Genomic DNA, 25,328 nt, shown 5'->3' with positions numbered 1-25,328 from the left:
TCACGATAGAATCTATTTCAGCATTCCATTTTCTGTCCAGACTTCATCCATCACCCGGTCGAAAGGTTCGACAGGTATTTTTTCGCTTACTTGGAAGTCATAGCATATACCTATGTTATAGGAATGAAGAAGAGGCAGCAATTTGTCATAATATCCTTTTCCTCTTCCCAGCCGGTTGCCTTGGGCATCAAAAGAAACGCCCGGTATAATGGCGAGGTCTATCTTTTCATAAGCAGTAAATGCTTCTCCCGTCGGTTCCTCTATATGATAAGCCTCACCGGTCTTCAGGCTTTGTCTGCCTGTATAAACACGAAGCTCCAACTCGTCTCCTTTGACTACTGGCAGTAAAATTGTTTTCTGCCGGTGCCATTTCTCAACGAAGTCATGTGTCTGTACTTCATCACCCAATGAATAATAGAGCAAAACGGTACGGGCCGATGCAAACTTGGGATGCTGTTCCAGTTTCTCAAGCAAAGCAGCGGACTTCGTCATTAATTCGGTGATGTCGTGACGGCGCTTTTCTTGCGCTATCTGCTTGCGCAGTTGCTTTTTTAGTTCCTTCATCGCTTACTTTCGGTTCTATGGGTTGTTCGGGAGCTTTGGGAAATGATTCGCCTTTATCCAATACTTCCAATGCTTTGAGGACAGTTTTGTCGCTCTTGTTCAAGTATTCTATATAAGCTTCCATGCCCAGCATGTTATAAATGATGTTCCCGTATAAATTGGTTTCAAACAGTTTCTGTGATTTGTACATCAATATGTTGCGACGTTTCAATCCTTTGCTTTCTGCGAAACGGGCGAATTGTTCCAAAATATTCTGATGCTTCAAATATTGCAACAGGCTTTCTTCGGTTTCATATTTTTGCATTTCGCCACGGTGGCTGTCCGTATACTGGAAAGCAAACTGGATGGTCAGTCCGCGGTTGGCGGCCATACGATAATAGGAAGTCACACCGGTAGTATCCTGAGGTACAAAGATATCGGGCATAATCCCCCCACCGCCATATACAGGACGGCCTAAAGAAGTTTCAAAGATTTGGCTTTGATCCTGTTTGATACTGTCTTGTGAGAAAAATTCTCCATGCTCGTAACGGGTCAGGATATCCATTTCATAGTTTGCGTCATTACCTTTTACATACGGTTTCTGGATGCAGCGTCCTGACGGGGTATAATAACGGGCGATTGTCAGACGGATGGCAGAACCGTCGCTGAAGTCGATAGGCTGTTGTACCAGTCCTTTTCCGAAAGAGCGGCGTCCGATGATTGTACCTCGGTCATTGTCCTGGATGGCTCCGGCAAAAATTTCGCTGGCAGAAGCCGATCCTTCATCCATCAATACGACAATAGGCATTTTCTGGCTGCTTCCGGTTCCGTTGGATGTATAGTTCTCGCGTGGAGACTTACGTCCCTGTGTATAAACAATGAGTCTGTTTTTGGGTAAGAACTCATTTACCATCTGGATTGCCGCACCCATATATCCGCCGGTATTCCCGCGTAAGTCGATAATTACCCCTTCGCAGTTTTCCTGATTCAGTTTGGCCAATGAAATCAATAATTCGGGATAAGTCGTTTCACCGAACTTGTTTACTTTTATGTAGCCGAATTTGTCATTCAGCATATAGGCTGCATCCACGCTCTTTACCGGTATGTCACCACGAACAATGGTGAAGTGTAAAGTCTCTTTTTCTCCCGGGCGGAAAACGCCCAGTTTTACCGCACTGCCTTTCGGGCCTTTCAGTCTTTTCATGGATTCATAGTTGGTGACGATTTTTCCCACAAAGGCACTGTCATCAACTTCGATGATGCGGTCTCCTGCCATCAGGCCCACTTTTTCTGATGGTCCGCCTTGGATGACACTGTTTACATGGATGGTATCCTGCTGGATGGTAAACTGGATACCGATTCCGCTGAAGCTTCCTTTTAAATCAGAATTTACAGCTTCCAGGTCTTTTGCCGGAATATAAGAAGAGTGGGGGTCCAGTTCACCTAGGATTTGCGGCATAGCATCTTCCACCAGTTCACCCATGTTCACTGTATCCACATATTGGTCGTCAATGATACGCAACAATGCATTCAGTTTGTTGGATGAAGTATTGATGATACCTAATTTGTTTCCTGAAAAGTGGTTGGCGTAAAAAGTTCCAATCAATATTCCGGCTACGATGCTTATCGCAACGATTACCGGTATAAAACGGGATGTTCGATTTTTGCTCATATCTTTATTTGCTGTTATTCATTGGGATTGATATAGATTACTTCAATATTTGCGCGTTTTAATAAATCAAGCCCATCTTCCAAACGGTATTTTTCTGAGTAAACTACCCGTTTGATTCCTGCTTGGATGATGAGTTTGGCACATTCTATGCAAGGAGATGCGGTGACGTACATGGTTGCTCCGTCACTGCTGTTGTTGCTTCGTGCTATTTTGGTGATAGCATTCGCTTCGGCGTGTAGTACGTAAGGCTTGGTAACTCCGTTGTCATCTTCGCATACGTTTTCGAATCCTGCGGGAGTCCCATTGTATCCGTCGGAGATGATCATCTTGTCTTTTACGATCAACGCTCCTACCTGACGGCGTTCACAGTATGAATTTTCCGCCCAAATACTGGCCATGCGGATGTATCGTTTGTCGAGTTTGAGTTGTTTTTCTTCTTTCGTTTCCATTATTTCAGTCTTGCTTGTTATGTGCAAATTGAATATACGTTTTTTTTCCTTCGGGAGCCAGCAATAAGACATTGCTGTCCCCTTGATAAAATATTGCATTATTCAATGCTTCTATGAATTCCTTATTATAGCTTGTTGAAGATGGAGTCTTGGTGAAGTTTATGTTTACCGTCCGGTCTTTTCCGTCTGCTTGCCATGTGCCTTCAATCGTTCCATTTTGTATGCTGCCTGTAAAAGTTCCATCCGCTTTGAAAGTAATGTTGAAACTATGAATGATGTCCAAAGCTTTTCTTCCTTCGGCTGCGACTGTCTTGTCAGGATTGTGTGCCATTGCATTGTATTTGGGCTCTCCGTTCCGTTTGTCCCAATTGGCTTTACCATAGAAATCCACCACATGCCATGTGCCGCTTGCAAAGATTTCCTCTACATCGTCTTCATTGTTGCAACTCCATAAAAAAGGGAGCAGCATCAGCATATAAAGAATAGATTTTAGTTTCATATTGTTTGGTTTTTTAGTTGGTTATTCCGTTTCTTTTCAGCAAGGCATGGATACTGGGTTCTTGTCCACGGAAGCGTTTGTAAAGGGTCATCGGAGGTTCCGTTCCTCCTTTCGAGAGAATATTCTCACGGAAAGAAGCAGCGACTTCCCGGTTGAAGATTCCTTTTTCCTTGAATAAGGAGAAGGCATCCGCATCCAGCACTTCCGCCCATTTATAACTGTAGTATCCGGCAGAATATCCACCCGCCATGATATGTGAGAACTGTACGGACATGCAGGTGTCTTCCACTCCGGGCAGTACTTGCGCTTTTTTCCATGCTTCCTTTTCATAAGCGCGGACATCTCCGTCGAATGTTTCCCGGCGGGTGTACCATGCCATGTCCAGCAAGCCGAAACTTACTTGGCGCAGGCAGGCGTAGGCCACATTAAAATTGGATGCATCTACAATCTTCTGGATCAGTTCGGCAGGAATGGGCTCTCCGGTCTGATAATGTCTGGCAAATGTATTGAGGAATTCTTTTTCAGTGGCGAAATTTTCCATAATCTGCGATGGAAGTTCCACAAAATCCCAATATACGCTGGTGCCACTCATGGTTGAATAAGTAGTATTGGCAAACATTCCGTGCAAGGCGTGTCCAAACTCGTGTAGGAAAGTATTTACTTCCGAGAAAGTCAGCAATGCCGGTTTCCCTGCCGATGGCTTGGTAAAGTTCATGGTAACGGATACGTGGGGGCGGCTGTTGACACCGTTTTCTATCCACTGTTCCTTATAGCTGGTCATCCATGCGCCCGAACGTTTTCCGGCGCGGGGGTGGAAATCTGTATAAAGAACAGCCAGAAAACTGCCGTCTTTGTCAAATACTTCATAAGCTTTTACATCGGGGTGATAGACCGGAATTTCTTTATTTTCTTTAAATGTGATGCCATACAGGCGGGTAGCCAGACCGAATACGCCTTTCTCTACCTGGCTCAGCTCAAAGTAAGGGCGTAGTTCTTCTTCATTCAGATTAAATTTCTTATTTTTCAGTTTTTCCGAATAATAAGCCCAGTCCCATGGCATCAGCTGGAAATCATCGCCTTCCATTTCGTGTGCCAATGCTTCAACTTCTGCCACTTCTTTTAGGGCGGCAGGGGTATAGGCATCCAGCAATTGGTTGAGCAGTTTGTACACGGCATCACTTGTTTCGGCCATGCGCTTTTTCAGTTTATACTCGGCAAAGGTGGAGAAACCCAGTAAATGGGCCAGTTCCATACGGATGTTTACCAATTGCTTGATGATGTCCACATTGTTGTATTCGTTCTCGTGCGTACATTGGGTGTTATAAGCCATATAGACTTCTCTACGCAGTGAGCGGTCGTCGCAATACTTCATGAAAGGAACAAAACTGGGAGCATCCAATGTAATGATATTGCCTTCTTTTCCCTTGTCCTTTGCTGTCTGGGCATAATTTTCCAACGAGCTTTCGGGCAATCCTTCCAATTGCTTTTCCGTCAGTGCCAGTTCATAGTTATTCGTTTCTTTCAACAGATTCTGTGAAAAGCGTAAAGTCAATATGCTTAATTCTGTATTCAGTTGGCGGAACTTTTCTTTTGCCTCACCGGTCAGGTTGGCACCGCTTCTCACAAAACCGTCGTATGTCTTTTGCAGCAGCCGGGCGTCTTCACCTTTCAGTGGCAACAGGTCTTTTTGCTCATATACGGCTTTTATACGAGCAAACAGCTTTTCATTCAGACTGATGTTGTTGCTGTGTTCGGACAGTAAGGGCATCATTTTCTCTGCCAGTTCCTGCATCTCGTCACTAGTCTCAGCACTCATCAAATTGCCGAAAACAGTAGTTACGCGGTCTAGCAACGCACCCGATTTTTCCAGAGCGACAATGGTGTTTTGGAAAGTCGGTGCTTCGGGATTATTGACAATTGCGTCAATTTCCTCATTTTGTTCTTTCATTCCTTCCAACAAGGCGGGTTCATAATGTTCTATCCTGATAAGATGGAACGGAGCCGTGTCATGAGGGGTGTTATAGGGTTTTAAAAATGGATTTTTATTTTCAGTCATAGCGTTATTTTATTTGACTTACAAATTTGCTAAAAAAAAGTATCACTATCCTCATTCTATTTACTTATTTAACAAAGTATATTAAATAGTTAGGTTAAAAATAAAAAAGCACAAGCAGAAATGCCTGTGCTTTTCATCTTTATGAGGTCTTAGCTGATTATTTATTCTTATCGATCAGTTTCTCCAAAGCCGGAATGGAGATTTCTTTTCTGCTGAGCTGTACCAATCCTTGTTCCTGTAAATCATTCAGCACTTTTGACACATTGATTCGTGTCTCATCAATCAGACTTGCCAGATCTTCCATTTTGATCTTAAGGATTTTTTCTCCTTCGGGCTTCATGGAGCGCAGCAACAGGAAATTCAGTATCTTTTCTTCTGTATTGCCTATGTGGCTGTTCCATAATTTTTCGTATGCCACTTGTGCCCTGTTGCTCAGAATGTTTAAGTAATTAAGGCGGAAGATTTCGTAGTTGTTCAGTTCATTCAGAACGAATGACTTGTCTATGGTCACTATGTTAATATCCGTACGTGCCTTGTAAGTGGCTGTATAGTTCGTTTGCATCCCGAATAACGAATAGGGTTCTATAACGAAAGGACTTCCGAAAGTTTCAAATAAGGAGTATGGATATTGGTCATCTGTTGCTTGGGAGATCATCTCCCCATTTAGGAGAAAGATTAATTGAGTGCAAGGTGCCCCTTGCTCCACAATGATATCGTCGGCATTGTATTTACGAAAATGCAACTTTACCTTGCCTATGATATTGGTGAAGTCATTTTTACATAGTCCCTGAAAGAGAGGGAGTTGCAAAAGTGTATCATACATTGTTATTTCCATAAGTTCTAATGTTCGTTAAGTTATAGTTTAACACACAAAGGTAACGATAAAACGAGATTTATTATTTATAGGTGGGGGAACTTTTGTTTTTTTTATTGTTTCTTACCGTCTCCTAATGTTTAAAAGCAGAATACTTGCGGGCTGTATAAAAAATAAATATATTTGCGTTCAAAAAAGGAGGAGCTTATGTTTGGATCATTTGATTTTCAAGAATTTTTAAGTGCGTTTATCGTGCTTTTCGCTGTCATTGATATTATCGGATCTATTCCTATTATATTGAATCTTAAGCAGAAGGGGAGAAATGTCAACGCCAATAAGGCAACCGGTATTTCTTTTGCTTTGTTGCTGGGTTTCTTTTATGCAGGGGATATGATGCTGAAGTTATTTCAGGTAGATATCGCTTCGTTTGCCGTGGCGGGCGCGTTTGTTATTTTTCTCATGTCTTTGGAGATGATTCTGGATATCGAAATATTCAAGAATCAAGGTCCTATCAAGGAAGCTACTTTGGTTCCTTTGGTATTTCCGTTGCTGGCAGGTGCGGGGGCGTTTACTACGTTGCTTTCCCTGCGTTCGGAGTATGCTCCTGTCAATATTGTCATAGCCTTGATATTGAATATGGTTTGGGTTTATGTGGTGCTGAAGTTGACGGATCGTATTGAACGTTTTTTGGGCAAAGGTGGAATTTATGTCATTCGTAAGTTCTTCGGCATCATTTTGCTGGCAATATCGGCTCGTTTGTTTACGGCTAATCTGACTTTGTTGATTGAACAGTTTCAGAAGATTCAGTGATATGTTGTCACTTTTTTCAGATGATGCTGTCGAAACTCACTACAGATTGTTTGATTGCAGGCCGGGCCGCTTTGCCTCGGATCTGTGTCAATCTGTGGTGAGCTCTGGTACAACTTTGTTTGATAGGTTTCCCTTGGGTATCTATTTCTTGCTGACGATGAATTTCTTCATTCCGTCAGTCACATAAGTCTCATATTTATCCCCTTCGCCCGAGCAGATAAAATAGGCGTCCAGTTCCGGATGTGCTTCACAAAAAGCTTTTGCAGAGTCCAGTCCCATCACCATGAAAGCAGTGGCGTATGCATCGGCGCTGGCGCAATCTTTTGCAATGACAGTGGATGACAGGATACTGTGTTGTACAGGATATCCGGTGCGCGGGTCTATGGTATGTGCATATTTCTTTCCGCCTTTGTAATAGAAATTGCGATAATTTCCAGATGTCGCCATACCCACATCGCTAATGGCAAGTACGGTCTGTAATTCCTGATTTACTGACAAAGAATCGTCTATCGGTTTGTTTATGCCGATACGCCAGGCGTTCATCTTGGAGTTCTTGCCTCGTACTACTACCTCTCCACCTATATCTACCATATAGTTCTTTATTCCTTTACGTTCCAATAGCATCGCTACGGCATCTACTCCGAATCCTTTGGCAATGGCACTACAGTCCAGCATCATGCGCGGATCTTTTTTAATTATCCGGTTGTCCTGCAAACCGATTTTTTGATATCCTGTCATTTGGCGCAAACTGTCCACTACCAGTGAATCCACTCCTGCCGATTTCTTGAATCCGAATCCCCAGGCATTGACCAAAGGTGCGACGGTGATATCGAAGGCTCCATGGGTTTCATCGGATATTTTTTTTGCCAGATGGAATACATGTACGAAAAAACTGTCCAGTTCCGTTTTCTCATTGCGGTTTACGTGAGTGATTACGGAATTCGGATTGAAAGGAGAGAGGGAGTTGTCCACTTTCTTCAGCTCACTTTCTATTTCTTCTTTCAGGTTGTCTTCGGACTGGTAGGTGATTTTGTACACAGTACCGAATACAAAGCCTTCATCCGTACGGAAAGGTGCCTGTTTTTTTAGAATAATAATTGTTCCTATTATCAGTATTGCCAGAAAAGGCAATTGCCATACTCGTTTTTTTTTGTCCATACCTGTATTTTAATTAAGAAAGAAACAAATGTTCTGTTAAGATTTTAACCCCAATGATAATCAGGACCAACCCTCCCCATAATTCCATGCGCAGATTGAAACGCTTGCCACAAAATACACCGATCAGGCTTCCTAAAGTTGAGATGACAAAAGAGGTGAAACCGATGATGACAATGGGAGAGAGAATGGAAGTGAAAGAGTTCATCCCTACAAAAGCGAATGATATGCCGATGGCCAGCGCATCGATGCTGGTTGCTATGGCCAGTGTGACAACCACTTTTAGTCTGGTGGGGTCGAAACAACATTTGTCCTCATTGCTGAAGCTCTCTTTAATCATGCGTCCTCCCAGGAATGCCAGCAAGCCGAAAGCGATCCAATGGTCATAATTTTCTATCAGGTGACTGAAACGGCTGGCGGCAAACCAACCGATAAGGGGCATGACGGCCTGGAAAAGACCGAAAAAGAATGCCATGACAAAAAAAGTGCGCCAGCAGATGCGACGCATGATAATTCCGCTTGTTATGGAGACAGTGAAACAGTCCATGGCAAGGCTGATGGCAAGAAGCCATATTTCTAACGTAGTCATTAGCTAAAATGGTAATTTGTATATTAAACTGTATGTTACTCCTAAGTTAGTCGAGTTGTTCTTTCCGAAACCGGGAATGTACCAAGGCTCGGTGTGTTCCGTCTTTTTCATGTTCATGCGTATGCGGTAACGCAGTGACCAGCCCATGTAGAAATTCTTGTATACATTCACCTTTATTCCTGCCAGCAGTTCGGCCCAGGTTACTGTAGTTTTAACCCCGTCATAACTAAAGGGGATTTCCGGGAATCCCCATGCAGGGTCTTTCATGGCCGGAGCGCTTACATCGTATGAAAAAGAGGTGAATCCATAGCGTATGCCTCCATACAGGAATCCGGGCAGATAAGGTTTTCTGAAAAAGAAATTATAGTTCATGCCTACACGGAAATAGGGGGCTGATGCTTTATAGTGTATATTGGTACCGTCATCTGTAGTGTCGGTGGTTCCGTATCCTATTTCGGCTACGGGGACATAACGGTTTTTCAAATTGACTTCCACACTGATTTCCGTACTGGTGATATCACCTCCGAAAACCTTGCTTCCCAGGCCAAATATATCCACACCGATAGTGGTTCCTTGATAAAAAGGTACTTTTTCTTCCTCTGTTGTTGCTTTTTTCTCTTGTGCTGCCAGCGTGGGGCTGTACAACAGCATACTACTCAGTAGCGTTAACAACGTAATATATGTTGAAATTCTTTTTTTCTTCATTATTGATGTCCGGATTTACAATCTCGATAGATTTCAAGTTATAGGTGGTGTATTGAATGTCCTCCACTTTATAAAACATCATGGTGCCGCATTCTATATTCTGCAAGTAAGGGATGTTCTGGTGGGTGACTATGATGGTGTCACGCATCTTTTCCGTATAATGCAATACATAGGTGGTCTTTGAGGTGTAACTCAAAGGCAGGCTCATGCTGCTTTCCGCTTTATTGAATATCGTGTCATTCATCAATGAGTCCTTTACTATGGTTTCCTTGATTGTCCCATCTTCCAGCGTGTCGCGCACAATCACATCGGTGGTGATAAATCCGGTGACATCGAAAGCCGGGGTGAATTTCACGGCCTGATGTGTCTCTTCGTCCAGAAAGTCGAAATGGGCAAAGGAGTTGGTGGTCAGCGGACAGTCGCTTTCCCCGCAACTTTGCGTCAAGGCGCTTACGGCGATCAGGAACAATAGGATAATGACTGGTAGTTTCTTCATCTTAAAACTCTTTCTCTATTTTATAATTATTGCGTTCGGGAGCATTCCGGGCTATCAGTTCTCCTATGAATCCTGCCAGAAACAGTTGGGTTCCCAGAATCATCAAGGTTAGGGCCAGATAGAAGTAAGGAGAGTCCGTAATCAATATATAAGGTAAACCATGTGACAAGGCATATAACTTGTTCGCTCCGATGATAATGACGGAAATGAAACCAAGAATAAACATCAATGATCCCATAAACCCGAAGAAGTGCATCGGCTTGATACCGAACTTGGATAAAAACCACAGAGTGATGAGGTCTAGATACCCATTGAAGAAGCGGTTTAATCCGCCGAATTTGGTCTTACCGAATTTCCGCGCCTGATGGTGTACTACTTTCTCGGCTATCTTGGGAAAACCTGCATTTTTTGCCAGATAGGGGATGTAGCGGTGCATCTCGCCATATACTTCGATGTTTTTTACAACATCACGACGGTAAGCTTTTAGTCCGCAGTTGAAGTCATGCAGATTCTTGATGCCTGAGACGGCACGTGCTGTGGCGTTGAATAATTTGGTCGGAATGGTTTTTGACAACGGATCATAGCGTTTCTGTTTGTATCCCGAAACCAGGTCGTAGCCATCTTCTGTAATCATTCTGTATAATTCCGGTATTTCGTCCGGGCTGTCCTGCAAGTCGGCGTCCATGGTAATCACCACATCACCTTGCGCCTTTTCAAAGCCACAATAAAGGGCGGGGGACTTGCCGTAGTTCCGGCGGAATTTAATACCTTTTACCTTGTCCGATTCCGAGCGTAGTTTCTCAATCACTTGCCAGGAGTGGTCGGTGCTGCCGTCATTGACGAAAATTACTTCATAACTGAAGCGGTTGGTGTCCATTACACGTTGAATCCATGCAAACAATTCCGGCAAAGATTCTTCTTCGTTATATAAAGGAATAACTACAGATATATCCATCTTTTATTGATTTTTCTTTTTACGCATCACAATCAATGCGGTGGGGATAGCCATCATCATCCCGTAAAACATATTTTGTGATATCAGTTGAAATGTCATTTCCAGCGGGGTAAGTCCCGACAGTAAATCTATCGCTTCTTCGAATTGGTTCAGTGAGGTTGTCAGTTCGGCTCCGGCAGTTTCTTTGAACTGATTTAAGATGGAACGGTATGCATCGAATACGAATCCACCGTCTATATAGCGGAAGTAGATGTAGTGAACTACCGCAACAAACAGAGAGGCGAACATATACATAAAGGTAGTGAACAGAAATCCACGTGAGAAATTGATGTTTCCGTCACAGTACCGTTCTCTGAACTTTTTGGCAAATATGTATCCTAAAAAGGGTACTCCTATAGTCAGGACTATAAAAAGTAACTGTAGGAAAGGTATTCTCAATCCTAACGGGAAGAGCATGAATTTGAAGGCCCATAAAAGGCCCATGCCCGTACCATAGCGCATGGCGCATTCCTGCAAAGTCGGTTTATAATTCGTCATTCTTCATTAATAAGTGCACAAAAGTACTTCTTTTACGGGAATCCGCCCTATAGTTATGGGTGAAAAATGTATTTTTTCTGCTAAAATCAAAAAAAAGTATTCGGAAGTATTGTCGTTTCAAAAATAATATCTACCTTTGCACTCGCAAAACAGAAATGGGTAAGTCCTATACGGCCAGCTCCCGATGAATCCTCCAGGGCTTGATCGCAGCAAAGGTAGTTGGTTGTAGCGGCGCGATATAGTAAGCTTACCCACCCCCCGCCTCTTTAGCTCAGTTGGCCAGAGCACGTGATTTGTAATCTCGGGGTCGTTGGTTCGAATCCGACAAGAGGCTCAAGAAAAGCGAGAAGGACGAAGAAATCTTCATTCTTCTCGCTTTTTTTGTTATATTTGCGTTACTATTAGTTTTAAGGTTGGTACAACCGTTATTTAAGAGTTCTTTTTTATGATAGAGTCACAGATTGCGGCAAGAGCATTGCCGTCTAAATGCCGTGAAGCGGTAAAAGTCCTTTTGCAGGAAGTGTATGGATATGAAGAATTCCGTAATTTAGAAGTTTATGATGACTTGTTCAAAGGTAAGGAGAAATTGCAATTGTCTCAAGGACAATTAATAGAGGAGGTCATCATAGAAGCCGAAAAAGGGATCAAGGGTGATTCGTCTGCTCATAATTTGCTCCTGACTGCTCCGACCGGAGCCGGAAAATCATTGTTGTTTCAGCTCCCTGCCATTTATCTGGGCAATGAATATAAGCTTCTTACCCTTGTGATTTCTCCGCTGAAAGCGTTGATCGTAGATCAGGTTGAGGCGTTGCAGGAGTTAGGGTATGAACGTGTGGCGTATGCTTCGTCTGATCTTTCACCTGAGCAAAAGAACGAAGTATATCGTCGTGTCCGTGAAGGGGAGGTTGATCTTTTCTATCTCTCTCCTGAATTGTTGCTGGCGTATGATATCAGTTATTTCATTGGCGGACGCCGCATCGGGCTGGTAGTCGTTGATGAGGCTCATACCGTGACCACTTGGGGTAAAGAGTTCCGGGTGGATTATTGGTTTCTAGGGCGTCATTTGGAAACTTTAAAGCATGCTTTGGGATATGTATTCCCTGTTTTTGCATTGACGGCCACTGCTGTGTGGAATCCCGAAGGCGGAAACGATATGATATTTGATACCATCCGGTCGTTGCATCTTGCTCCGTGTGCCTTGTATGTGGGCACGGTGAAGCGTGAAAATATAGGCTTTGACATTGCCGCCATGACCATAGAAGAGGGAGAGACCTACGATAAGGCCAAGCAACGCACAGTCTCCGCCCGGGTGGAGGATTTTCTGGACGGGCATAAGACTATCATTTATTATCCTTTTGCCGGAGGTATAGATATGAAACTGAAGACCTGGGTGTATCCGGCTAACTGGCATTGGGTGGCATCTTACTATGGTAAAAAGGATAAAGAGCAAAAAGCCGAAATTATACAAGCTTTTAAGGAGGGTGAGAAAAAAATAATCGTTGCTACGAAAGCTTTCGGTATGGGGGTGGATATCAGCGATATTGACCGTGTGTATCATGTGGCTCCATCCAGTACCTTTGTCGATTATATTCAGGAGATTGGCCGTGCTGCCCGTGACAAGAACATTACCGGTGTGGCGGCGACGGACTTTAATGAACGCGACTTTTATTATATGAAACGCCTGCATTCTGCGGGTGCCATTTCCCAGGAACAGTTGGGGATGATTCTGAAGAAAGTTTGGGAAATATATCTGATGAAAGGTTGTAGTGATGAAATGCAGATGTCTTTATCCGATTTTGAATTCGCAGTGAAGCTGCCTCGTAAAAAGAACAAGCTGGAATATGAATCGGATTTGGAGCAAGTCATCAAGACGGCTTTGCTATGGATCGAAGAGGACTTGAGTTTCCGGCATGGTGGTTCTCCTGTTGAAATCAATTCACAGACGTTGTTTGCCGATGGCTATGTGCAGGAAAAGACGGGTGATGCCGCTTTCCGTAAAAAATACAAGCAGTACATGGTTCCCGTGAAAGGGGTTGAAGGAGTCTATAAGGTGGCTTTTGAATCTTTGTGGGAGAATTGTTTCTCGGAGATGGGATACCGTGAGTTTAAGCGCGATTTATACAATGGAAATCTCTTTGAGGGAGTCCGTGCGGCAGCTGTGGGTAAGCATGATGTCTTGTTAAAAGAGAGCGCGGCGGATATCTGCTCCAAGCTGGCAAGCCTCTTGAAGAGTTTGAAAGACTTGCTGACGGTGAGTCTGTATGGTAATAAGGGAAAGTTCGAGGAGGACGATTTGCGTAGCATTTTTGCGGCGTATGATATGGATGTTCCTTCTGCCAAGCGTTTTATCACTTCGTTACTGGAGTCCAGGGTAGAGGAGGGCAGAAGTGTGAGTTACATTACCAGTGCCAAGAAGAAAGATGAGGACAAGCTGATGTTTACCGTTACCCGTGGTTTTGATTTGTTGCTTTCCCGTTACCAGAAACTGTGCACCCAGCGTATCACAGGAAAGAGGGGAGACCGGCTGTTGTTCTATGTCACTCCGTTCTCCGATCTCAATATGCTGCTCAACTTGCTGTCTATGCTCAATGTGGTGGACTTTACCGTAGAGGGGGGTGTTCCTTCCGTTGGAGTGCGTGTTCGTGATGCGGAGATATTGAAAAAGGAAGCTGCCTCGGGGGGCTATCAGAACCGTGTGCTGGAGAATAATGAGAAAATATTCCAGGAACAGATAGAGTTGTTCCGGCTGTTCTTTGGCAATACGAAGTTAAGTGACGAGCAGCGATGGGAGTTTATAGAGGATTATTTTACGGGGATGAATTTGGAGGGATTGAAAGAAAAATATTCTTGTGTTGTGGAATGACAGCTGTAAGGGCTGTATAATATAACTCGTTGGCGAAATTAATTTTGCCTATGATTTCACGTTAGTATATGCAGGGTTACACATACGTTTGTGCAACCCTGCATTTATGTATGTATAACTCTCTGCGGACGTACGCGCAAAAACGTGCTTTCTGACCTGTGCTACTATTTTTCTTCATTCTTTGGAATCCGATAACTTTTTGGGGGGGGATGCTTGTTGTGGCTGTCCGGTTTCATGAAATTGCTTCCTTCCATTTCTTTTCTGCTGCTTCTCTGAAAAACGGACGATTGCTAGAATTAAAAAAAACATGAATATATTTTCGTCCTATTTATTAAATTACTACCTTTGCCATGTTTTCTGTGCCTATGTCTCTGCAAGGAGACTGTGGAATGTAGAAAATATACATATATAAGAAAAGACGTTTACTTGACGTTTTGTTCTTGGCACATCAAAATCTCGCAAGTTTTGAACTCAAGTCAAAAACAAAGCAACAGTAGGTGTCTGCGGGATATGTTTATATCCTTGATACATCTTTGTCAGTCAAAGGTGTATTCAAGTGTCATTATACATATCGGCGTGGGCTTCTGTGTTGCTCGTTCAGACTTGAGTGGGCAATGCGAGAGCCTTGATGTGTGGGACGAGTAACAGGTACAGATTCCCGCGCTTTTTTTATATATATACGTATAGTAATTTTTATCTCATACATAAGAACCGTCCGGTTCGGGAATCTGCGGAAGGTCATCGGTTGACCCGACAGGCTGCATCTGTATAGTGCGGATTCTCATCCTCCTATCCATCAAAATATAGCTTTCCCGGTCAACTTAATCACAAGGGGCCGATTCCTCTTGTATTTTACGAAATTTTTCGTAATTAATTGAAATGCAGATAGATATCTGTGCTTCAAAGCTCCATAACTATGCTTTCAAGTGAAAAAGTTCAATGGTTTGCAATGCGTGCCACCTATCGCCGGGGGATGCAGATCAAGGTTTTGTTGGATAAAGAAGGGATCAATAACTTTATTCCCATGCGTTATGAAGTTCGTGTAAGGAACGGGCGCAAGAGGCGTGAGCTGGTTCCCGTTATCAGTGATCTGATTTTCGTTCATGCCGTCCAGTCCGAACTCCAGAAGGTGAAGTTCAAACTTCCGTATTTTCAATATATGATAGACGTTCGCAACGGACAAAAAATCATTGTGCCCGATGATCAGATGAGGCAGTTCATTGCTGTGGCCGGGACGTATGACGAGCATCTTATCTTCTTCAGTCCCGACGAGGTGAACTTGCGTAAAGGTACGAAGGTCCGAATTACGGGTGGTGACTTCGAGGGGTACGAGGGGGTGTTTGTCAAGGTGAAGGGGGCGAGAGACCGTCGTGTGGTTATCAGTCTGCAAGGGGTGATAGCGATGGCCATGGCGACCCTTCCGGCAGATTTGATAGAAGTGATTTGAATTAAACTTTATATATAATAATGTGTAGAACCACATCCATACCTGCATCGATGCCGTCCGGCATCCGGCTCCGGCAGTTGATTCAGGATCAGCATAAGGAAATCTTAGCCAGGGAACAGAATAATGATAAGTTCATTCATCTGTATGACATTGGCGCGTATTGGGTGGCTTTTGAGCGTTCCGCTTTCCGGCTGAGTGATATTTTCCGTCAGTGTGAAATCACACTTTTCCGAGTCCCTGCCTGTCCTGAGTATATGGTGATGGCTTCCGTTCCTGCCGATGAGGCGGAGAGCTGTTTGGGTGAGTACATCATTTTGCACGATGGGATTTACCGGAAAGTGCGGTCGGAGCATTCTTTGCCGACGGGGGATTATCGCCACTGGCATGAGATGGCTGTGAGGTCTGTTTTGTTGTAAAGAAAAGTATGTGGACTTCGTGGGTCAAGTAAGCGGTGTTACTTTGCCTGGGAACATATCTTACTTTGCCCACGAAGATATCTTACTTTTTTCAGTGGGATATGGTCGTTTATAATACTCTATAGGGAAATGTTGCAGGTGGAAGATTTATATATCTTATAAGTGATACAATCATAAATGTATGAAGTTCCAGTATATAAAAGATAAAGTTAATGCTTATTTTACTAAGGGGAATGAGCGTAGTGTTGCAGTGAAGAAAAACATCGCCATTTCATTAGTTTTGAAATGTATCAGCATTTTGGTTTCCTTGCAAGTGGTTCCGTTGACCATCGGCTATGTCAATCCTACGAAGTATGGCATTTGGCTGACGTTGAGTTCCATTATTGCCTGGCTGTCTTATTTTGATTTGGGTTTTGCCCACGGATTTCGCAACCGTTTTGCTGAGGCAAAAGCGAAAGGGGATATGAAGTTGGCAAAAGAATATGTCAGTACTACATACGCGGTGCTCTTCTTGCTCTTTTCCGTAATTTTATTGATAACCTTGGTGGTGAATAATTATTTGGATTGGAGTCGTATTTTAAATGTTGATCCTGTTTATAAGGATGAACTGAGTCTGGTTTTCGGTTTGTTGGCATGCTTCTTTTGTCTGAACGTTGTGGCAGGTGTTTTTACAACGATGTTGACGGCCGACCAGAAGCCTGCCTTGGCCTCGCTGGTTCAGACGGGAGGGCAGGTGCTAGCTTTCGGTTGCATCTATGTGCTGACCCGGACCACTTCGGGAAGTTTGAGCGCTTTGGCTGTAGCTTTTTCGGGAGTGCCTTGCTTGTTGCTGGTGGTGGCTTCTGTCTTTATGTTTTGTGGAAGAAAATACAGGTCTGTATCACCCGCCGTGCAATGCGTCCGTTTCTCATTGACTAAGAATATTTTGGGACTGGGTGGACAGTTCTTTGTGATCATGATTTCCATGCTGTTCATCTTCCAGTTCATCAACATCATCCTGTCCAGGGTGGAAGGACCGGAGGCGGTGACGCAGTATAATATCGCTTACAAATATTTCAATGTGCTGAATATGGTGTTTGTGATAGTCCTTACTCCCTTCTGGTCCGCCTTTACGGATGCCTATGTGAAGAAGGATTACAACTGGATGCGTGGCGTTCTGAAAAAATTGGAGCGATTGTGGCTGTTATGTCTTCCTGCATTGGTGTTGATGCTTGTTTGTTCCGGTTCTTTGTATCGTTGGTGGATCGGTGATTCGGTATCTGTTCCTTTTTCATTGTCTGCTTGTATGGCGTTGTATGTTCTTTCTCAGACTGGTGGCAATGTGTATATGTACCTCATCAATGGGACAGGCAAAGTACGTTTGCAGTTACTTGTCTATGTGTCCTTTGCTTTGATTTCCGTTCCGCTGATGAGATATTTTTGCAGACAGTATGGGGTGGAAGGGGTTTTAATAGTTCCTGCTGCCGCTTTTTTCTTACAGGCTTGTGTCGGAAGAATGCAAATCATGAAAATGATCAATGGGACGGGTAAAGGAATCTGGTTGAAATAGCGTTCAAGATATGAATCCTTGCTGCCTGGCAATAGCATAGACTCTTTTTTGTACTTTGGGACAAATTGAGGATGATACTCCGGAAACAGACATCGGTTTTTTTCAACTAGTTCTGATTTCATGGATGGAGATGGATATTGACGGGTATGTTTGCAGTGCATAATGGTTACGTTTTTTCGGTTAAACAATTTTTTTTCCTGCAAGAATGCGGTGGATAAACCGGATGGTTTCTTGGTACATGCTATGCCTGTTCTTGGAACAAGCCTACTCTGTTCGCTGTACATGCTATGCTTGTTCACCGGAAAGTGCCGCCTTGTCCGCTGCATCCTCTTGACGCTGCAAAGATGCAACCCGACAAAATCGCAGTGTCCGTCTATGTCCGTTTATGTCCGTCTAGCGGAAAAAACTGTGGCGTGACAAGTATCTGCCTTTTTCCGGTGCGGTTCTGTGGAGGATATAGAGGCTTATTTTATAACTTATATAAATATAATACTTATATATTTTTTCCTTTAAAGGTAAGTACTATAATTCTTAGTATTATAAATGTTGTAAATATACCCTTCATATCCTCCACAGGTCAGAAGAATACAGATGCGGTACGGTGGTTCCATAACGCTGGAAATGTTTAAAATTATTGGGTAAAAAACAAATGTTTATCATGGACTTTTTGTTGTGATATGGTTGGACTTTTTCTGTTGATCGTTGCTTTATGCTTGTATTTTTGTAGAAAGACAGTTGGCTCATTGCTTATTTTTATGTCGTTTTGTCTTGATGGTTTCCAAGTTCTGACTTTGTCGGTATTAGGAGGAAAATCATCAGATTATGCTTTTATATACGTTGTTGTAGTCACTGTTTATCATGCTATATGTACACCAGGCTATTTTAGGAGGACTGTGATAAGCAGGTATATAAACTTGTTTTTGTTGATGTTGTTATGCTGTTCTCTTTTTTCATATTTTCATTATGGATTCTCCTTGTATCAAATATTTCAGGCCAGTAGGGAGTATTATGTTATATTGTGCTATTACTTTCTTGTGAGGTTACCTTTGAGGCAAGTTTCTTCTATTCTGAAAATTCTTTCATGTTTAACTTTATGTGTGTCTATTATATATATAGCGCAAGTTTTGGTGGTTCATGCACCTTTATTGCCTTATGAAAATGTGGACAAGATAGAGGTGGATGAAACGACAGGATTGATCCGCTTGTATAATTATCCGATATTGTTGTATTTCTTTCTTTTTGTGTCATTTTTATATCCGTCGTTTTATAAGCAAAAAGCAAAATATGTCAGAGGAGTTTGTTTAATGGCTCTTTTTTGTACTTTGGGAAGATCCGGAATCGCATCGGTTGTATTATTATTGATAATCGGTTTGTTACTGTCGGGCAGATTGACTATAAATTTGAAAACTCTTTGTGTTATCTGCCTATTCGTTTTGCCTTTTATAGGATTGGTTCGTGATAGATTTGTGTCAAATGGCAAGACGCAAAGTGATTTTGCTTTTCTGTTTAGTGGAGATTTGGCTGATATGAATATGGGGGACTTCACTAAAGAAGGGGCGACTTTAACCTATCGTTTTGCTTGGGTATATGAACGCTATGTCTATTTGCGGCAGCAAAATAATGGAGAACTGTTATGGGGATTGGGACTCATATCAGGAAATCAGCCCAAAGCGTTAAAAATGTATGATTTTAAGTTGGGATTGACCAATAAAGATACTGGCTATCCGCATCAATTGGGAACTCCAGACATTGCATGGGGGAATATTTTGTCTCGATTCGGAATGATAGGCATTGTATTTTATATCATATTCTGGGGGATAATTATCAGAAAAATGTGGAAAAGCAGAAAGGAAGATCCGATAGTGTTGTGTGGAATGCTGTATGTAATGGCTTATGTTATGACCTCTGTAGCAGGATCGTCTATTTCATATACCACTTTTATGGCATTTCCTTTTTTGATCTTGTCGTTGATTGGAACCACTCAAAAAACAAAATATGGAGAATCATAAACGGCCTTTAGTGTCTGTCGTGACAGTGACTTACAACTGTGAAAAGAGGATAGCCAGGACAATAGAAAGTGTTATCAATCAGTCTTATACTAATATAGAGTATATCGTGATTGATGGTAAAAGTACAGATAATACATTGAGTGTCATAGAAAAGTATAGAGACAAGCTCGATTATGTGATATCGGAGCCTGATTTGGGCATATTTGATGCTATGAATAAAGGAATAGCTGTGGCAAATGGATTGTGGATAAATTTTATGAATGCGGGTGATGTATTTGTACACTCTGGAGTTTTGGAGGAAATCGTCCAAAGTAATCATAACGATGTGGGAGTTATATTTGGTGATAAAGCTTTGTTGTTGAAAGATGGCATATACCAGATAGCCGCAAGACCTTTTTATAAGGTTGGTGGTACAGGAATGGGGATCAATCATCAATGCGTGTTTGTAAGAACAGATTTAATAAAGGGATCTCCATTTGACCTACAGTTTAAAGTTGCTGCCGATTATAAAATGATTCATTCTCTATACACAATGGGAATTGCTTTCAAGTATGTTGCCAAGCCTGTTGCGTTAGTGGAGAGCACCGGATTCTCAACCCGAAATAAGCATCGCCAAATGTTGGAAGAAGAAAGGATATTAGGCCTGCCTCATCGTTCTGTTTTTGTCTTTTACAAAGAAAGTATAATAGGAAAAATGAAAAGGATGTTGCTGGCGGCCCTTCCGGTATGTATTGTTAGAAGAATCAATTCACATAACCCTAATATAAAAAAAATAGATTGTAAAAATGGATTTTGTCTTGTTGTGGGTCAATAATAAAGATCCCGAATGGCTGGCCCGATACCAGCAATACTCTGTCAAAGAAAAGGGTATAAAAAATACTTGTCGATTTCGTGATTGGGACAATTTAAAATATTGGTTTCGGGGAATAGAAAAGTATGCGGACTGGGTGGAACATGTTTTTTTTATAACGGACAGGCAAATTCCGGACTGGATGAATGTTCATCATCCAAAATTGAAAATAGTCTTTCACGATGAATATATTCCTCATGAGTTTTTGCCGACTTTTTCTTCGAATACGATTGAAATGTTTCTGCATAGGATTCCGGATTTGAGTGAGCGTTTTGTATTGTTTAATGACGATTTCTTTATTATAAACAAATTGTCTTCTGAACGGTTTTTCCGTAACGGGCTTCCTTGTGATATTTCAGCTTTTGATGTTTATCCAGGATATGGATTGTCAACCAATAATATGTGTAATCTTGAATTGCTTAATCGCAATATATCAAAGAATGAAAGCTTGAGGAAATACTTTTGGAAATGGTTCTCTGTGCATAATGGGGTGAATTTGTTTCGTACTTTGCTTCTTATGTGGTGGCCCTATTTTGTCGGTTTTTTAGATCCGCATTTACCTCAACCTTTTTTAAAATCCGTCTTTAAGGAAGTGTGGGAGAAAGAGGGTATAGCAATCAGGGAGTCATTAAAATCTCCTTTTAGGCAAAGGACGAATATAACTCAGTATTTAATGAGATATTGGCAACTTGCGACGGGTCGTTATGCTAATATTGATTTATTTGAAGACAGTACTTGTTTTCATTTGGAGGATTCCAATCTGCATGAGGCTGTTGATTGTATTGTTCACCGGAAAAAAAGCATTATTGTAATAAATGATACGGAGAAAACAAATTTTGTTCAAAGTAAAGACTTGATAAATAATGCATTTGAATGTGTTTTTCCTGATAAGTCATCTTTTGAAAAATAGTAACTGTTAAACAATAAATGATATGAATATAGCTTTTATTACTCCTACTTTTTATATCGCTCCTGCCGGAGGAATTAAGTTGCAGGCTTTGATGTGGAAACAGGGTTTGGAGAAGTTTGGTCATCAAGTCACTCTGATTGATAGTTGGAAAGGTTACGTATGGACAGATTTTGATCTGTTTTTTATTTTCGGCTATGGAGGGAATCTAAAGACCATTGTGGAAGCATTATCGAAAATAACAGATAATATTGTTTTGGCTCCTATTATTGATACAAATTATTCTGTATCGTTATTTCGTATGGCTGCTAAATACTTGAAGTGTTCCACCCTTAGATTGCATAGTGTTTATAATGATTTATATGAAGTGCGAAATAAAATAAGATTATTTTATGCCCGTTCAGCGTATGAGATGAAGTATTTGACGGATGGTTTGGGTATTAGTGACAATAAAATAATTGTGCTTCCATTGTCTTGTCGGATAAAAGTTCCGGTAAAAATGCCTCCTAAAGAATCGTTCTGCTTTCATGTCAGTCTTTTAGTTAATCCGGGGAAAAATGTAAAAAGGTTAATAGAGGCTGCTGTGAAGTATGATTTTAAATTAGTACTCGCAGGAACATTGCGGAATAAAGAGGAAGAACACTTGTTGCTCAGCTGGATTCGCAATCATGAAAATATAAAATATGTTGGATTTCTGTCAGAGGATGAATTACTTGTGTATTATTTAAGAGCCAAAGTGTTTGCATTGCCTAGTACCTATGAAGGAGTAGGCATGGTGGCTTTGGAGGCGGCTGCTTGTGGATGTAACATTGTTTTGACAAAAAATGGAGGTCCGAAAGAATACTATGATAATCATGTTTATTTGGTTAATCCTTATGATGTGGATGAAATAGGGACTGCTGTTGTACATGCGATGAATAACAATGACTATCAACCTTGTTTAATGGAACATATCAAGCGGAATTACAGTTTTGAAATTTGTTCTCAGAAATTAAATGCTACAATAACTAACATAAAACAGACTTGTATAGAGTCTTAAAATGCTATTACAATGTTGTTGCTTTCCATCTGTATTCCTTGTTATAAACGCATAAATCAAGTTCGAAATACGTTGAACAGTATTTATGAAGCGAACTCAGAGATCTCTATGAATGATTATGAGGTCATTCTTTCAGATAACGATCCGGAAATGGAAGTAAAAACATTGATGGATGAATTTTCGGATAAAATAAATTTGTTTTATTATCATACTGGTTGTGAAGGATTTCTCAATTCATATCATGTGTTAACCTATGCTAAGGGCAAACTATTGAAACTTCATAATAGCCAGAACCTGTTTCAGAAAGGAGCACTGCAACATTTGATTGAAGAAGTACTACAAGAAAAAATGAATAAAACTTTGATGTTTCATACGAATGGATTTTTAGGTAAAAAAGTTATTTGTAAATATGGAAATTTCAATGATTTTATGAATGCGCTATCGTTTTGGTCTTCATGGAGTGGAGGGTTTAGCATTTGGAAAGAAGACTTTGATGCAATGGAGAAAATAGAATTGAATGCGTTGTTTCCGCATACTTCAGTTTTCTTAACGCAATATGCCGCCAAGGTTTTTCTGATAGACGATACCCCCATATATCATGTACAACGCATTGCAAAAAGAGGTGGGCATAACAAGTTCAAGGCTTTTACCATAGATTATCCGTCATTGATTGTGGGCAGTTATATGAAAGGTCATATCTCATTGAATTGTAAGGATTCGATTTTGAAAGATATCTGTACTCAATATCTTCCTACTTTGCTTTTTAATAAATACATTGTGCGCATTGAAACTTTTGATGCGACCGGATACAGAGAGAACATCAAGCGGTATTTCCCTAAATATGCCTATTGGACAGCATGGATGAATGTCATGTTTGTTCCTTTTAGAATGATTAAAAGGAAACTTTTCTGAAAAGTTAAATCTTCATTTTAATCGGAAAAGAATGGCATAATGTGATGCGGATAATTAGAAAAGTATTATTTTTGTAAAAACGATTAAATGTATTAAGGTATGAGAATCTCGTATTCGGATGCAGCCCAGATGGAGTTGCTTTATGCTATAAAGAATATTCGTACAGAAAGTGAACTGAATGAGTTGAAACTGGCTCTTTCTCATTTCTTTGCTGATAAGGCACAAAAGGAACTGGACGAATTGTGGGACTCCGGTGTGTTGGATCAGAAAAAATTGGATGAATTGAGAGAACAACATCTCAGAACTCCTTATCGGTCATGAAACGATTGGTGGTTCTGGACACGAATTGTTTGGTGCAGTCGCTTCCTGCAAAAAGTCCGTACCATAAGATATGGGAAGATTTTCTGCAAGGGAAGTTTATGCTGTGCGTATCTAATGAAATACTGAATGAATACGAAGAGATTATAGAACGGTATTCTTCGGCCAGTGTAGCTCGGAATGTTATAAGTGCTATAGTGCATAGTCCTTATACGCTTTATAAAGAGGCCTCTTTTAAATTCAATTTGATAGAGGCGGATCCGGATGATAATAAATTTGCAGATTGTGCTATTGTTGCAAATGCAGAGTACATAGTGTCTGAAGATGCTCATTTTCGTATACTGGCCACTTTCCCTTTTCCCAAAATAAGAGTGGTAGGCTTGGATGAATTCTTGACTGATTTGTTGGTTGATATCTGAGATTTAACAAAGACCAGGTTTCTATAGCCAAAGTTCCCAATATGTGTGTTCACCTTTGAAACACGAACTTGAAACAGGATTGGGGGGCTGAAACAGCCGCATTCCCACAAAAAAACGAATGTTTTATTTCTTTTAATATTCCCGGTCGCTTTCTGCGGCCGGGCTAAACTTCATACACTTAATTTTCAATGAGAATCGCTTTTATCAGCACCCGTGGCATTCCTAATGATTACGGGGGCTTCGAGCAATTTGCCGAATACATATCTGTAGGTCTGGCAAACAGAGGTCATGAGGTGACCGTTTATTCCCCTCATTTTCATCCTTATAAGGAAAACAGTTACAAAGGAGTCCGCATCAAGCACATCTATAGTCCGGAGACATGGATGGGAAGTTCCGTGGGGAGTTTCTTCTATGATTTTGCTTCACTGCGTGATGCGTTGAAACGGGAGCGGTTTGACATCATTTATGAGGCGGGATACACCTCCATTGTGCCGGCATATATTTGGTTTAATGTAAAGAACATCAAATATCCCGTGTTCACCACGAACATGGACGGGCTGGAATACAAGCGTACGAAATTCAACAGATGGGTACGGAAGTTCGTCTTTTGGGAAGAACGGATGACGGTGAAGCATAGCCATTACTTGATAGCCGACAACATGGGCATTCATGACTATTACAAAGAGAAGTATGGCAAGGAGAGCAAGTTTCTGGCGTACGGGGCTGATATCCATGAGGATTACAATCCGGAGTATCTGAAAGAATTCGGGCTGGAGGAGAATGGTTATTATTTGCTGGTGGCTCGTTTGGAACCCGAAAACAATATAGCAATGGCAATCGACGGTTATCTGGCATCCGAAGAGAACGGGCGCAGGCCGTTGGTCATTGTGGGAAAAACCAATACCCCTCATGGCAAGGAGCTGGTGGTCCGGTATGGTAAAGAGCGGCCGGTACGTTTCATCGGTGGCATTTATGATTTCAAAAAACTGAATTCCCTACGAAAATACTCTTTGGCCTATTTTCATGGGCATTCGGTAGGCGGAACGAACCCTTCATTACTGGAAGCTATGGCGTCCGGTTGTTTCATATTAGCCAATGACAATCTGTTCAACCGGGCGGTGTTGAAGCATCATGCGGAGTATTATAGTACTCCGGCGGAAGTAACCGGGTTGTTGAATGATATGGCTGCATATGTAGTGCGTGATAAGGAAAAATTTATCGCGGCAAATTTAGAGGAGATCCGTACAGCGTATTCGTGGGAACATTTGGTGGATGAGCATGAAAAGTACTTTGAATGGTTACTGGCACAGAAACGCTGA

General features: G+C 41.7%; 25 protein-coding genes and 1 tRNA gene. 14 read left to right on the top strand and 12 right to left on the bottom strand.

Annotated elements, in window-relative coordinates; all coding sequences use genetic code 11:
* Positions 1-12 precede the first annotated feature (12 nt).
* From ACYQ0C_RS14420 to ACYQ0C_RS14395, 6 genes are all read right to left on the bottom strand, one after another.
* The gene (locus tag ACYQ0C_RS14420) at positions 13-564 is read right to left on the bottom strand and encodes a 5-formyltetrahydrofolate cyclo-ligase (RefSeq protein WP_185097516.1); all 552 of its coding nucleotides are present in this window, start codon (positions 562-564) and stop codon (positions 13-15) included.
* Complete coding sequence (locus ACYQ0C_RS14415; RefSeq protein ID WP_016275897.1) at positions 467-2,215, bottom strand: S41 family peptidase; 1,749 nt, start codon at positions 2,213-2,215, stop codon at positions 467-469. The genes ACYQ0C_RS14420 and ACYQ0C_RS14415 overlap by 98 nt, the downstream gene beginning before the upstream one ends.
* A gap of 14 nt (positions 2,216-2,229) precedes the next feature.
* The gene (locus tag ACYQ0C_RS14410) at positions 2,230-2,664 is read right to left on the bottom strand and encodes a deoxycytidylate deaminase (RefSeq protein WP_005844718.1); all 435 of its coding nucleotides are present in this window, start codon (positions 2,662-2,664) and stop codon (positions 2,230-2,232) included.
* A gap of 4 nt (positions 2,665-2,668) precedes the next feature.
* A complete protein-coding gene (locus ACYQ0C_RS14405; RefSeq protein WP_016275898.1) occupies positions 2,669-3,163 on the bottom strand; it encodes a DUF4847 family protein in 495 nt (164 codons plus the stop codon).
* 13 nt (positions 3,164-3,176) lie between these two features.
* Positions 3,177-5,219 (bottom strand): M3 family metallopeptidase, encoded by a 2,043-nt coding sequence (locus ACYQ0C_RS14400; protein ID WP_016275899.1) that lies wholly within the window; start codon positions 5,217-5,219, stop codon positions 3,177-3,179.
* A gap of 157 nt (positions 5,220-5,376) precedes the next feature.
* Positions 5,377-6,054 carry a Crp/Fnr family transcriptional regulator gene (locus ACYQ0C_RS14395; protein ID WP_016275900.1) on the bottom strand — a complete coding sequence of 226 codons (678 nt, stop codon included), beginning with the start codon at positions 6,052-6,054 and terminating at the stop codon, positions 5,377-5,379.
* A 186-nt stretch (positions 6,055-6,240) separates the two neighbouring features.
* Here ACYQ0C_RS14395 and ACYQ0C_RS14390 point away from each other — a divergent pair, with 186 nt between their 5' ends.
* On the top strand, positions 6,241-6,843 hold the full coding sequence (locus ACYQ0C_RS14390) for a MarC family protein (protein ID WP_016275901.1): 603 nt from the start codon (positions 6,241-6,243) through the stop codon (positions 6,841-6,843).
* Positions 6,844-6,984: 141 nt separating this feature from the next.
* Here the strand turns inward: ACYQ0C_RS14390 and ACYQ0C_RS14385 are convergent, their stop codons facing one another.
* From ACYQ0C_RS14385 to ACYQ0C_RS14360, 6 genes are read right to left on the bottom strand one after another with little or no spacing between them, the layout of a single operon-like run.
* Positions 6,985-8,001 carry an FAD:protein FMN transferase gene (locus ACYQ0C_RS14385; protein WP_016275902.1) on the bottom strand — a complete coding sequence of 339 codons (1,017 nt, stop codon included), beginning with the start codon at positions 7,999-8,001 and terminating at the stop codon, positions 6,985-6,987.
* Between the two features lie 13 nt (positions 8,002-8,014).
* Positions 8,015-8,587 carry a manganese efflux pump MntP gene (locus tag ACYQ0C_RS14380; RefSeq protein WP_025017317.1) on the bottom strand — a complete coding sequence of 191 codons (573 nt, stop codon included), beginning with the start codon at positions 8,585-8,587 and terminating at the stop codon, positions 8,015-8,017.
* 3 nt (positions 8,588-8,590) lie between these two features.
* On the bottom strand, positions 8,591-9,292 hold the full coding sequence (locus ACYQ0C_RS14375; RefSeq protein WP_025077091.1) for a DUF6048 family protein: 702 nt from the start codon (positions 9,290-9,292) through the stop codon (positions 8,591-8,593).
* Positions 9,240-9,788 carry a DUF6452 family protein gene (locus ACYQ0C_RS14370; protein WP_016275905.1) on the bottom strand — a complete coding sequence of 183 codons (549 nt, stop codon included), beginning with the start codon at positions 9,786-9,788 and terminating at the stop codon, positions 9,240-9,242. Before ACYQ0C_RS14370 ends, ACYQ0C_RS14375 begins: the two co-directional genes overlap by 53 nt.
* Position 9,789: 1 nt before the next feature.
* Positions 9,790-10,743, bottom strand: a complete 954-nt coding sequence (locus tag ACYQ0C_RS14365; protein WP_016275906.1) for a glycosyltransferase family 2 protein — start codon at positions 10,741-10,743, stop codon at positions 9,790-9,792.
* A gap of 3 nt (positions 10,744-10,746) precedes the next feature.
* Positions 10,747-11,280, bottom strand: a complete 534-nt coding sequence (locus tag ACYQ0C_RS14360; protein ID WP_016275907.1) for a DUF4199 domain-containing protein — start codon at positions 11,278-11,280, stop codon at positions 10,747-10,749.
* A gap of 260 nt (positions 11,281-11,540) precedes the next feature.
* Between ACYQ0C_RS14360 and ACYQ0C_RS14355 the strand changes: the two genes are divergently transcribed.
* The 13 genes from ACYQ0C_RS14355 to ACYQ0C_RS14295 all read left to right on the top strand — a co-directional run bounded on the left by ACYQ0C_RS14355 (position 11,541) and on the right by ACYQ0C_RS14295 (position 25,328).
* Positions 11,541-11,614 (top strand) — tRNA-Thr (locus ACYQ0C_RS14355).
* Positions 11,615-11,725: 111 nt separating this feature from the next.
* Positions 11,726-14,143, top strand: a complete 2,418-nt coding sequence (locus tag ACYQ0C_RS14350; protein WP_016275908.1) for a helicase-related protein — start codon at positions 11,726-11,728, stop codon at positions 14,141-14,143.
* A gap of 916 nt (positions 14,144-15,059) precedes the next feature.
* Positions 15,060-15,590: a UpxY family transcription antiterminator gene (locus ACYQ0C_RS14345; protein ID WP_016275909.1), complete on the top strand. Its 531-nt coding sequence runs from the start codon at positions 15,060-15,062 to the stop codon at positions 15,588-15,590.
* 20 nt (positions 15,591-15,610) lie between these two features.
* Entirely contained in the window at positions 15,611-16,006 is a 396-nt protein-coding gene (locus tag ACYQ0C_RS14340; protein WP_016275910.1) for a hypothetical protein, read from the top strand.
* A 181-nt stretch (positions 16,007-16,187) separates the two neighbouring features.
* Complete coding sequence (locus ACYQ0C_RS14335) at positions 16,188-17,555, top strand: lipopolysaccharide biosynthesis protein (protein WP_016275911.1); 1,368 nt, start codon at positions 16,188-16,190, stop codon at positions 17,553-17,555.
* 677 nt (positions 17,556-18,232) lie between these two features.
* Positions 18,233-19,564, top strand: coding sequence for a hypothetical protein (locus ACYQ0C_RS14330; RefSeq protein ID WP_139015986.1), 1,332 nt, complete (start codon positions 18,233-18,235; stop codon positions 19,562-19,564).
* Positions 19,551-20,378: a glycosyltransferase family 2 protein gene (locus tag ACYQ0C_RS14325; RefSeq protein WP_016275915.1), complete on the top strand. Its 828-nt coding sequence runs from the start codon at positions 19,551-19,553 to the stop codon at positions 20,376-20,378. The genes ACYQ0C_RS14330 and ACYQ0C_RS14325 overlap by 14 nt, the downstream gene beginning before the upstream one ends.
* Complete coding sequence (locus ACYQ0C_RS14320) at positions 20,350-21,324, top strand: Stealth CR1 domain-containing protein (protein ID WP_016275916.1); 975 nt, start codon at positions 20,350-20,352, stop codon at positions 21,322-21,324. The genes ACYQ0C_RS14325 and ACYQ0C_RS14320 overlap by 29 nt, the downstream gene beginning before the upstream one ends.
* 22 nt (positions 21,325-21,346) lie before the next feature.
* Positions 21,347-22,360: a glycosyltransferase family 4 protein gene (locus ACYQ0C_RS14315; RefSeq protein WP_016275917.1), complete on the top strand. Its 1,014-nt coding sequence runs from the start codon at positions 21,347-21,349 to the stop codon at positions 22,358-22,360.
* A gap of 12 nt (positions 22,361-22,372) precedes the next feature.
* A complete protein-coding gene (locus ACYQ0C_RS14310; protein WP_016275918.1) occupies positions 22,373-23,272 on the top strand; it encodes a glycosyltransferase family 2 protein in 900 nt (299 codons plus the stop codon).
* Between the two features lie 99 nt (positions 23,273-23,371).
* The gene (locus ACYQ0C_RS14305) at positions 23,372-23,593 is read left to right on the top strand and encodes a hypothetical protein (protein WP_016275919.1); all 222 of its coding nucleotides are present in this window, start codon (positions 23,372-23,374) and stop codon (positions 23,591-23,593) included.
* Complete coding sequence (locus tag ACYQ0C_RS14300; protein WP_016275920.1) at positions 23,590-24,009, top strand: putative toxin-antitoxin system toxin component, PIN family; 420 nt, start codon at positions 23,590-23,592, stop codon at positions 24,007-24,009. The genes ACYQ0C_RS14305 and ACYQ0C_RS14300 overlap by 4 nt, the downstream gene beginning before the upstream one ends.
* Before the next feature lie 188 nt (positions 24,010-24,197).
* A complete protein-coding gene (locus ACYQ0C_RS14295) occupies positions 24,198-25,328 on the top strand; it encodes a DUF1972 domain-containing protein (protein ID WP_016275921.1) in 1,131 nt (376 codons plus the stop codon).

This window comes from Phocaeicola sartorii JCM 17136 = DSM 21941 (assembly GCF_054653615.1).
Note: the sequence above shows the minus strand (reverse complement) of the source record. Positions and strands in the feature narration are given on the sequence as shown.

Bases quoted from the DNA above. Each gene is read 5' to 3' on its own strand.
- ACYQ0C_RS14295 (WP_016275921.1), top strand. From the start codon at position 24,198: ATGAGAATCGCTTTTATCAGCACCCGTGGCATTCCTAATGATTACGGG.
- ACYQ0C_RS14360 (WP_016275907.1), bottom strand. From the start codon at position 11,280: ATGACGAATTATAAACCGACTTTGCAGGAATGCGCCATGCGCTATGGT.
- ACYQ0C_RS14310 (WP_016275918.1), top strand. From the start codon at position 22,373: ATGTTGTTGCTTTCCATCTGTATTCCTTGTTATAAACGCATAAATCAA.
- ACYQ0C_RS14405 (WP_016275898.1), bottom strand. From the start codon at position 3,163: ATGAAACTAAAATCTATTCTTTATATGCTGATGCTGCTCCCTTTTTTA.
- ACYQ0C_RS14395 (WP_016275900.1), bottom strand. From the start codon at position 6,054: ATGGAAATAACAATGTATGATACACTTTTGCAACTCCCTCTCTTTCAG.
- ACYQ0C_RS14340 (WP_016275910.1), top strand. From the start codon at position 15,611: ATGTGTAGAACCACATCCATACCTGCATCGATGCCGTCCGGCATCCGG.
- ACYQ0C_RS14305 (WP_016275919.1), top strand. From the start codon at position 23,372: ATGAGAATCTCGTATTCGGATGCAGCCCAGATGGAGTTGCTTTATGCT.
- ACYQ0C_RS14320 (WP_016275916.1), top strand. From the start codon at position 20,350: ATGGATTTTGTCTTGTTGTGGGTCAATAATAAAGATCCCGAATGGCTG.
- ACYQ0C_RS14415 (WP_016275897.1), bottom strand. From the start codon at position 2,215: ATGAGCAAAAATCGAACATCCCGTTTTATACCGGTAATCGTTGCGATA.
- ACYQ0C_RS14375 (WP_025077091.1), bottom strand. From the start codon at position 9,292: ATGAAGAAAAAAAGAATTTCAACATATATTACGTTGTTAACGCTACTG.
- ACYQ0C_RS14380 (WP_025017317.1), bottom strand. From the start codon at position 8,587: ATGACTACGTTAGAAATATGGCTTCTTGCCATCAGCCTTGCCATGGAC.
- ACYQ0C_RS14390 (WP_016275901.1), top strand. From the start codon at position 6,241: ATGTTTGGATCATTTGATTTTCAAGAATTTTTAAGTGCGTTTATCGTG.
- ACYQ0C_RS14385 (WP_016275902.1), bottom strand. From the start codon at position 8,001: ATGGACAAAAAAAAACGAGTATGGCAATTGCCTTTTCTGGCAATACTG.
- ACYQ0C_RS14315 (WP_016275917.1), top strand. From the start codon at position 21,347: ATGAATATAGCTTTTATTACTCCTACTTTTTATATCGCTCCTGCCGGA.
- ACYQ0C_RS14420 (WP_185097516.1), bottom strand. From the start codon at position 564: ATGAAGGAACTAAAAAAGCAACTGCGCAAGCAGATAGCGCAAGAAAAG.
- ACYQ0C_RS14325 (WP_016275915.1), top strand. From the start codon at position 19,551: ATGGAGAATCATAAACGGCCTTTAGTGTCTGTCGTGACAGTGACTTAC.
- ACYQ0C_RS14330 (WP_139015986.1), top strand. From the start codon at position 18,233: ATGGTTGGACTTTTTCTGTTGATCGTTGCTTTATGCTTGTATTTTTGT.
- ACYQ0C_RS14335 (WP_016275911.1), top strand. From the start codon at position 16,188: ATGAAGTTCCAGTATATAAAAGATAAAGTTAATGCTTATTTTACTAAG.
- ACYQ0C_RS14345 (WP_016275909.1), top strand. From the start codon at position 15,060: ATGCTTTCAAGTGAAAAAGTTCAATGGTTTGCAATGCGTGCCACCTAT.
- ACYQ0C_RS14400 (WP_016275899.1), bottom strand. From the start codon at position 5,219: ATGACTGAAAATAAAAATCCATTTTTAAAACCCTATAACACCCCTCAT.
- ACYQ0C_RS14370 (WP_016275905.1), bottom strand. From the start codon at position 9,788: ATGAAGAAACTACCAGTCATTATCCTATTGTTCCTGATCGCCGTAAGC.
- ACYQ0C_RS14300 (WP_016275920.1), top strand. From the start codon at position 23,590: ATGAAACGATTGGTGGTTCTGGACACGAATTGTTTGGTGCAGTCGCTT.
- ACYQ0C_RS14410 (WP_005844718.1), bottom strand. From the start codon at position 2,664: ATGGAAACGAAAGAAGAAAAACAACTCAAACTCGACAAACGATACATC.
- ACYQ0C_RS14365 (WP_016275906.1), bottom strand. From the start codon at position 10,743: ATGGATATATCTGTAGTTATTCCTTTATATAACGAAGAAGAATCTTTG.
- ACYQ0C_RS14350 (WP_016275908.1), top strand. From the start codon at position 11,726: ATGATAGAGTCACAGATTGCGGCAAGAGCATTGCCGTCTAAATGCCGT.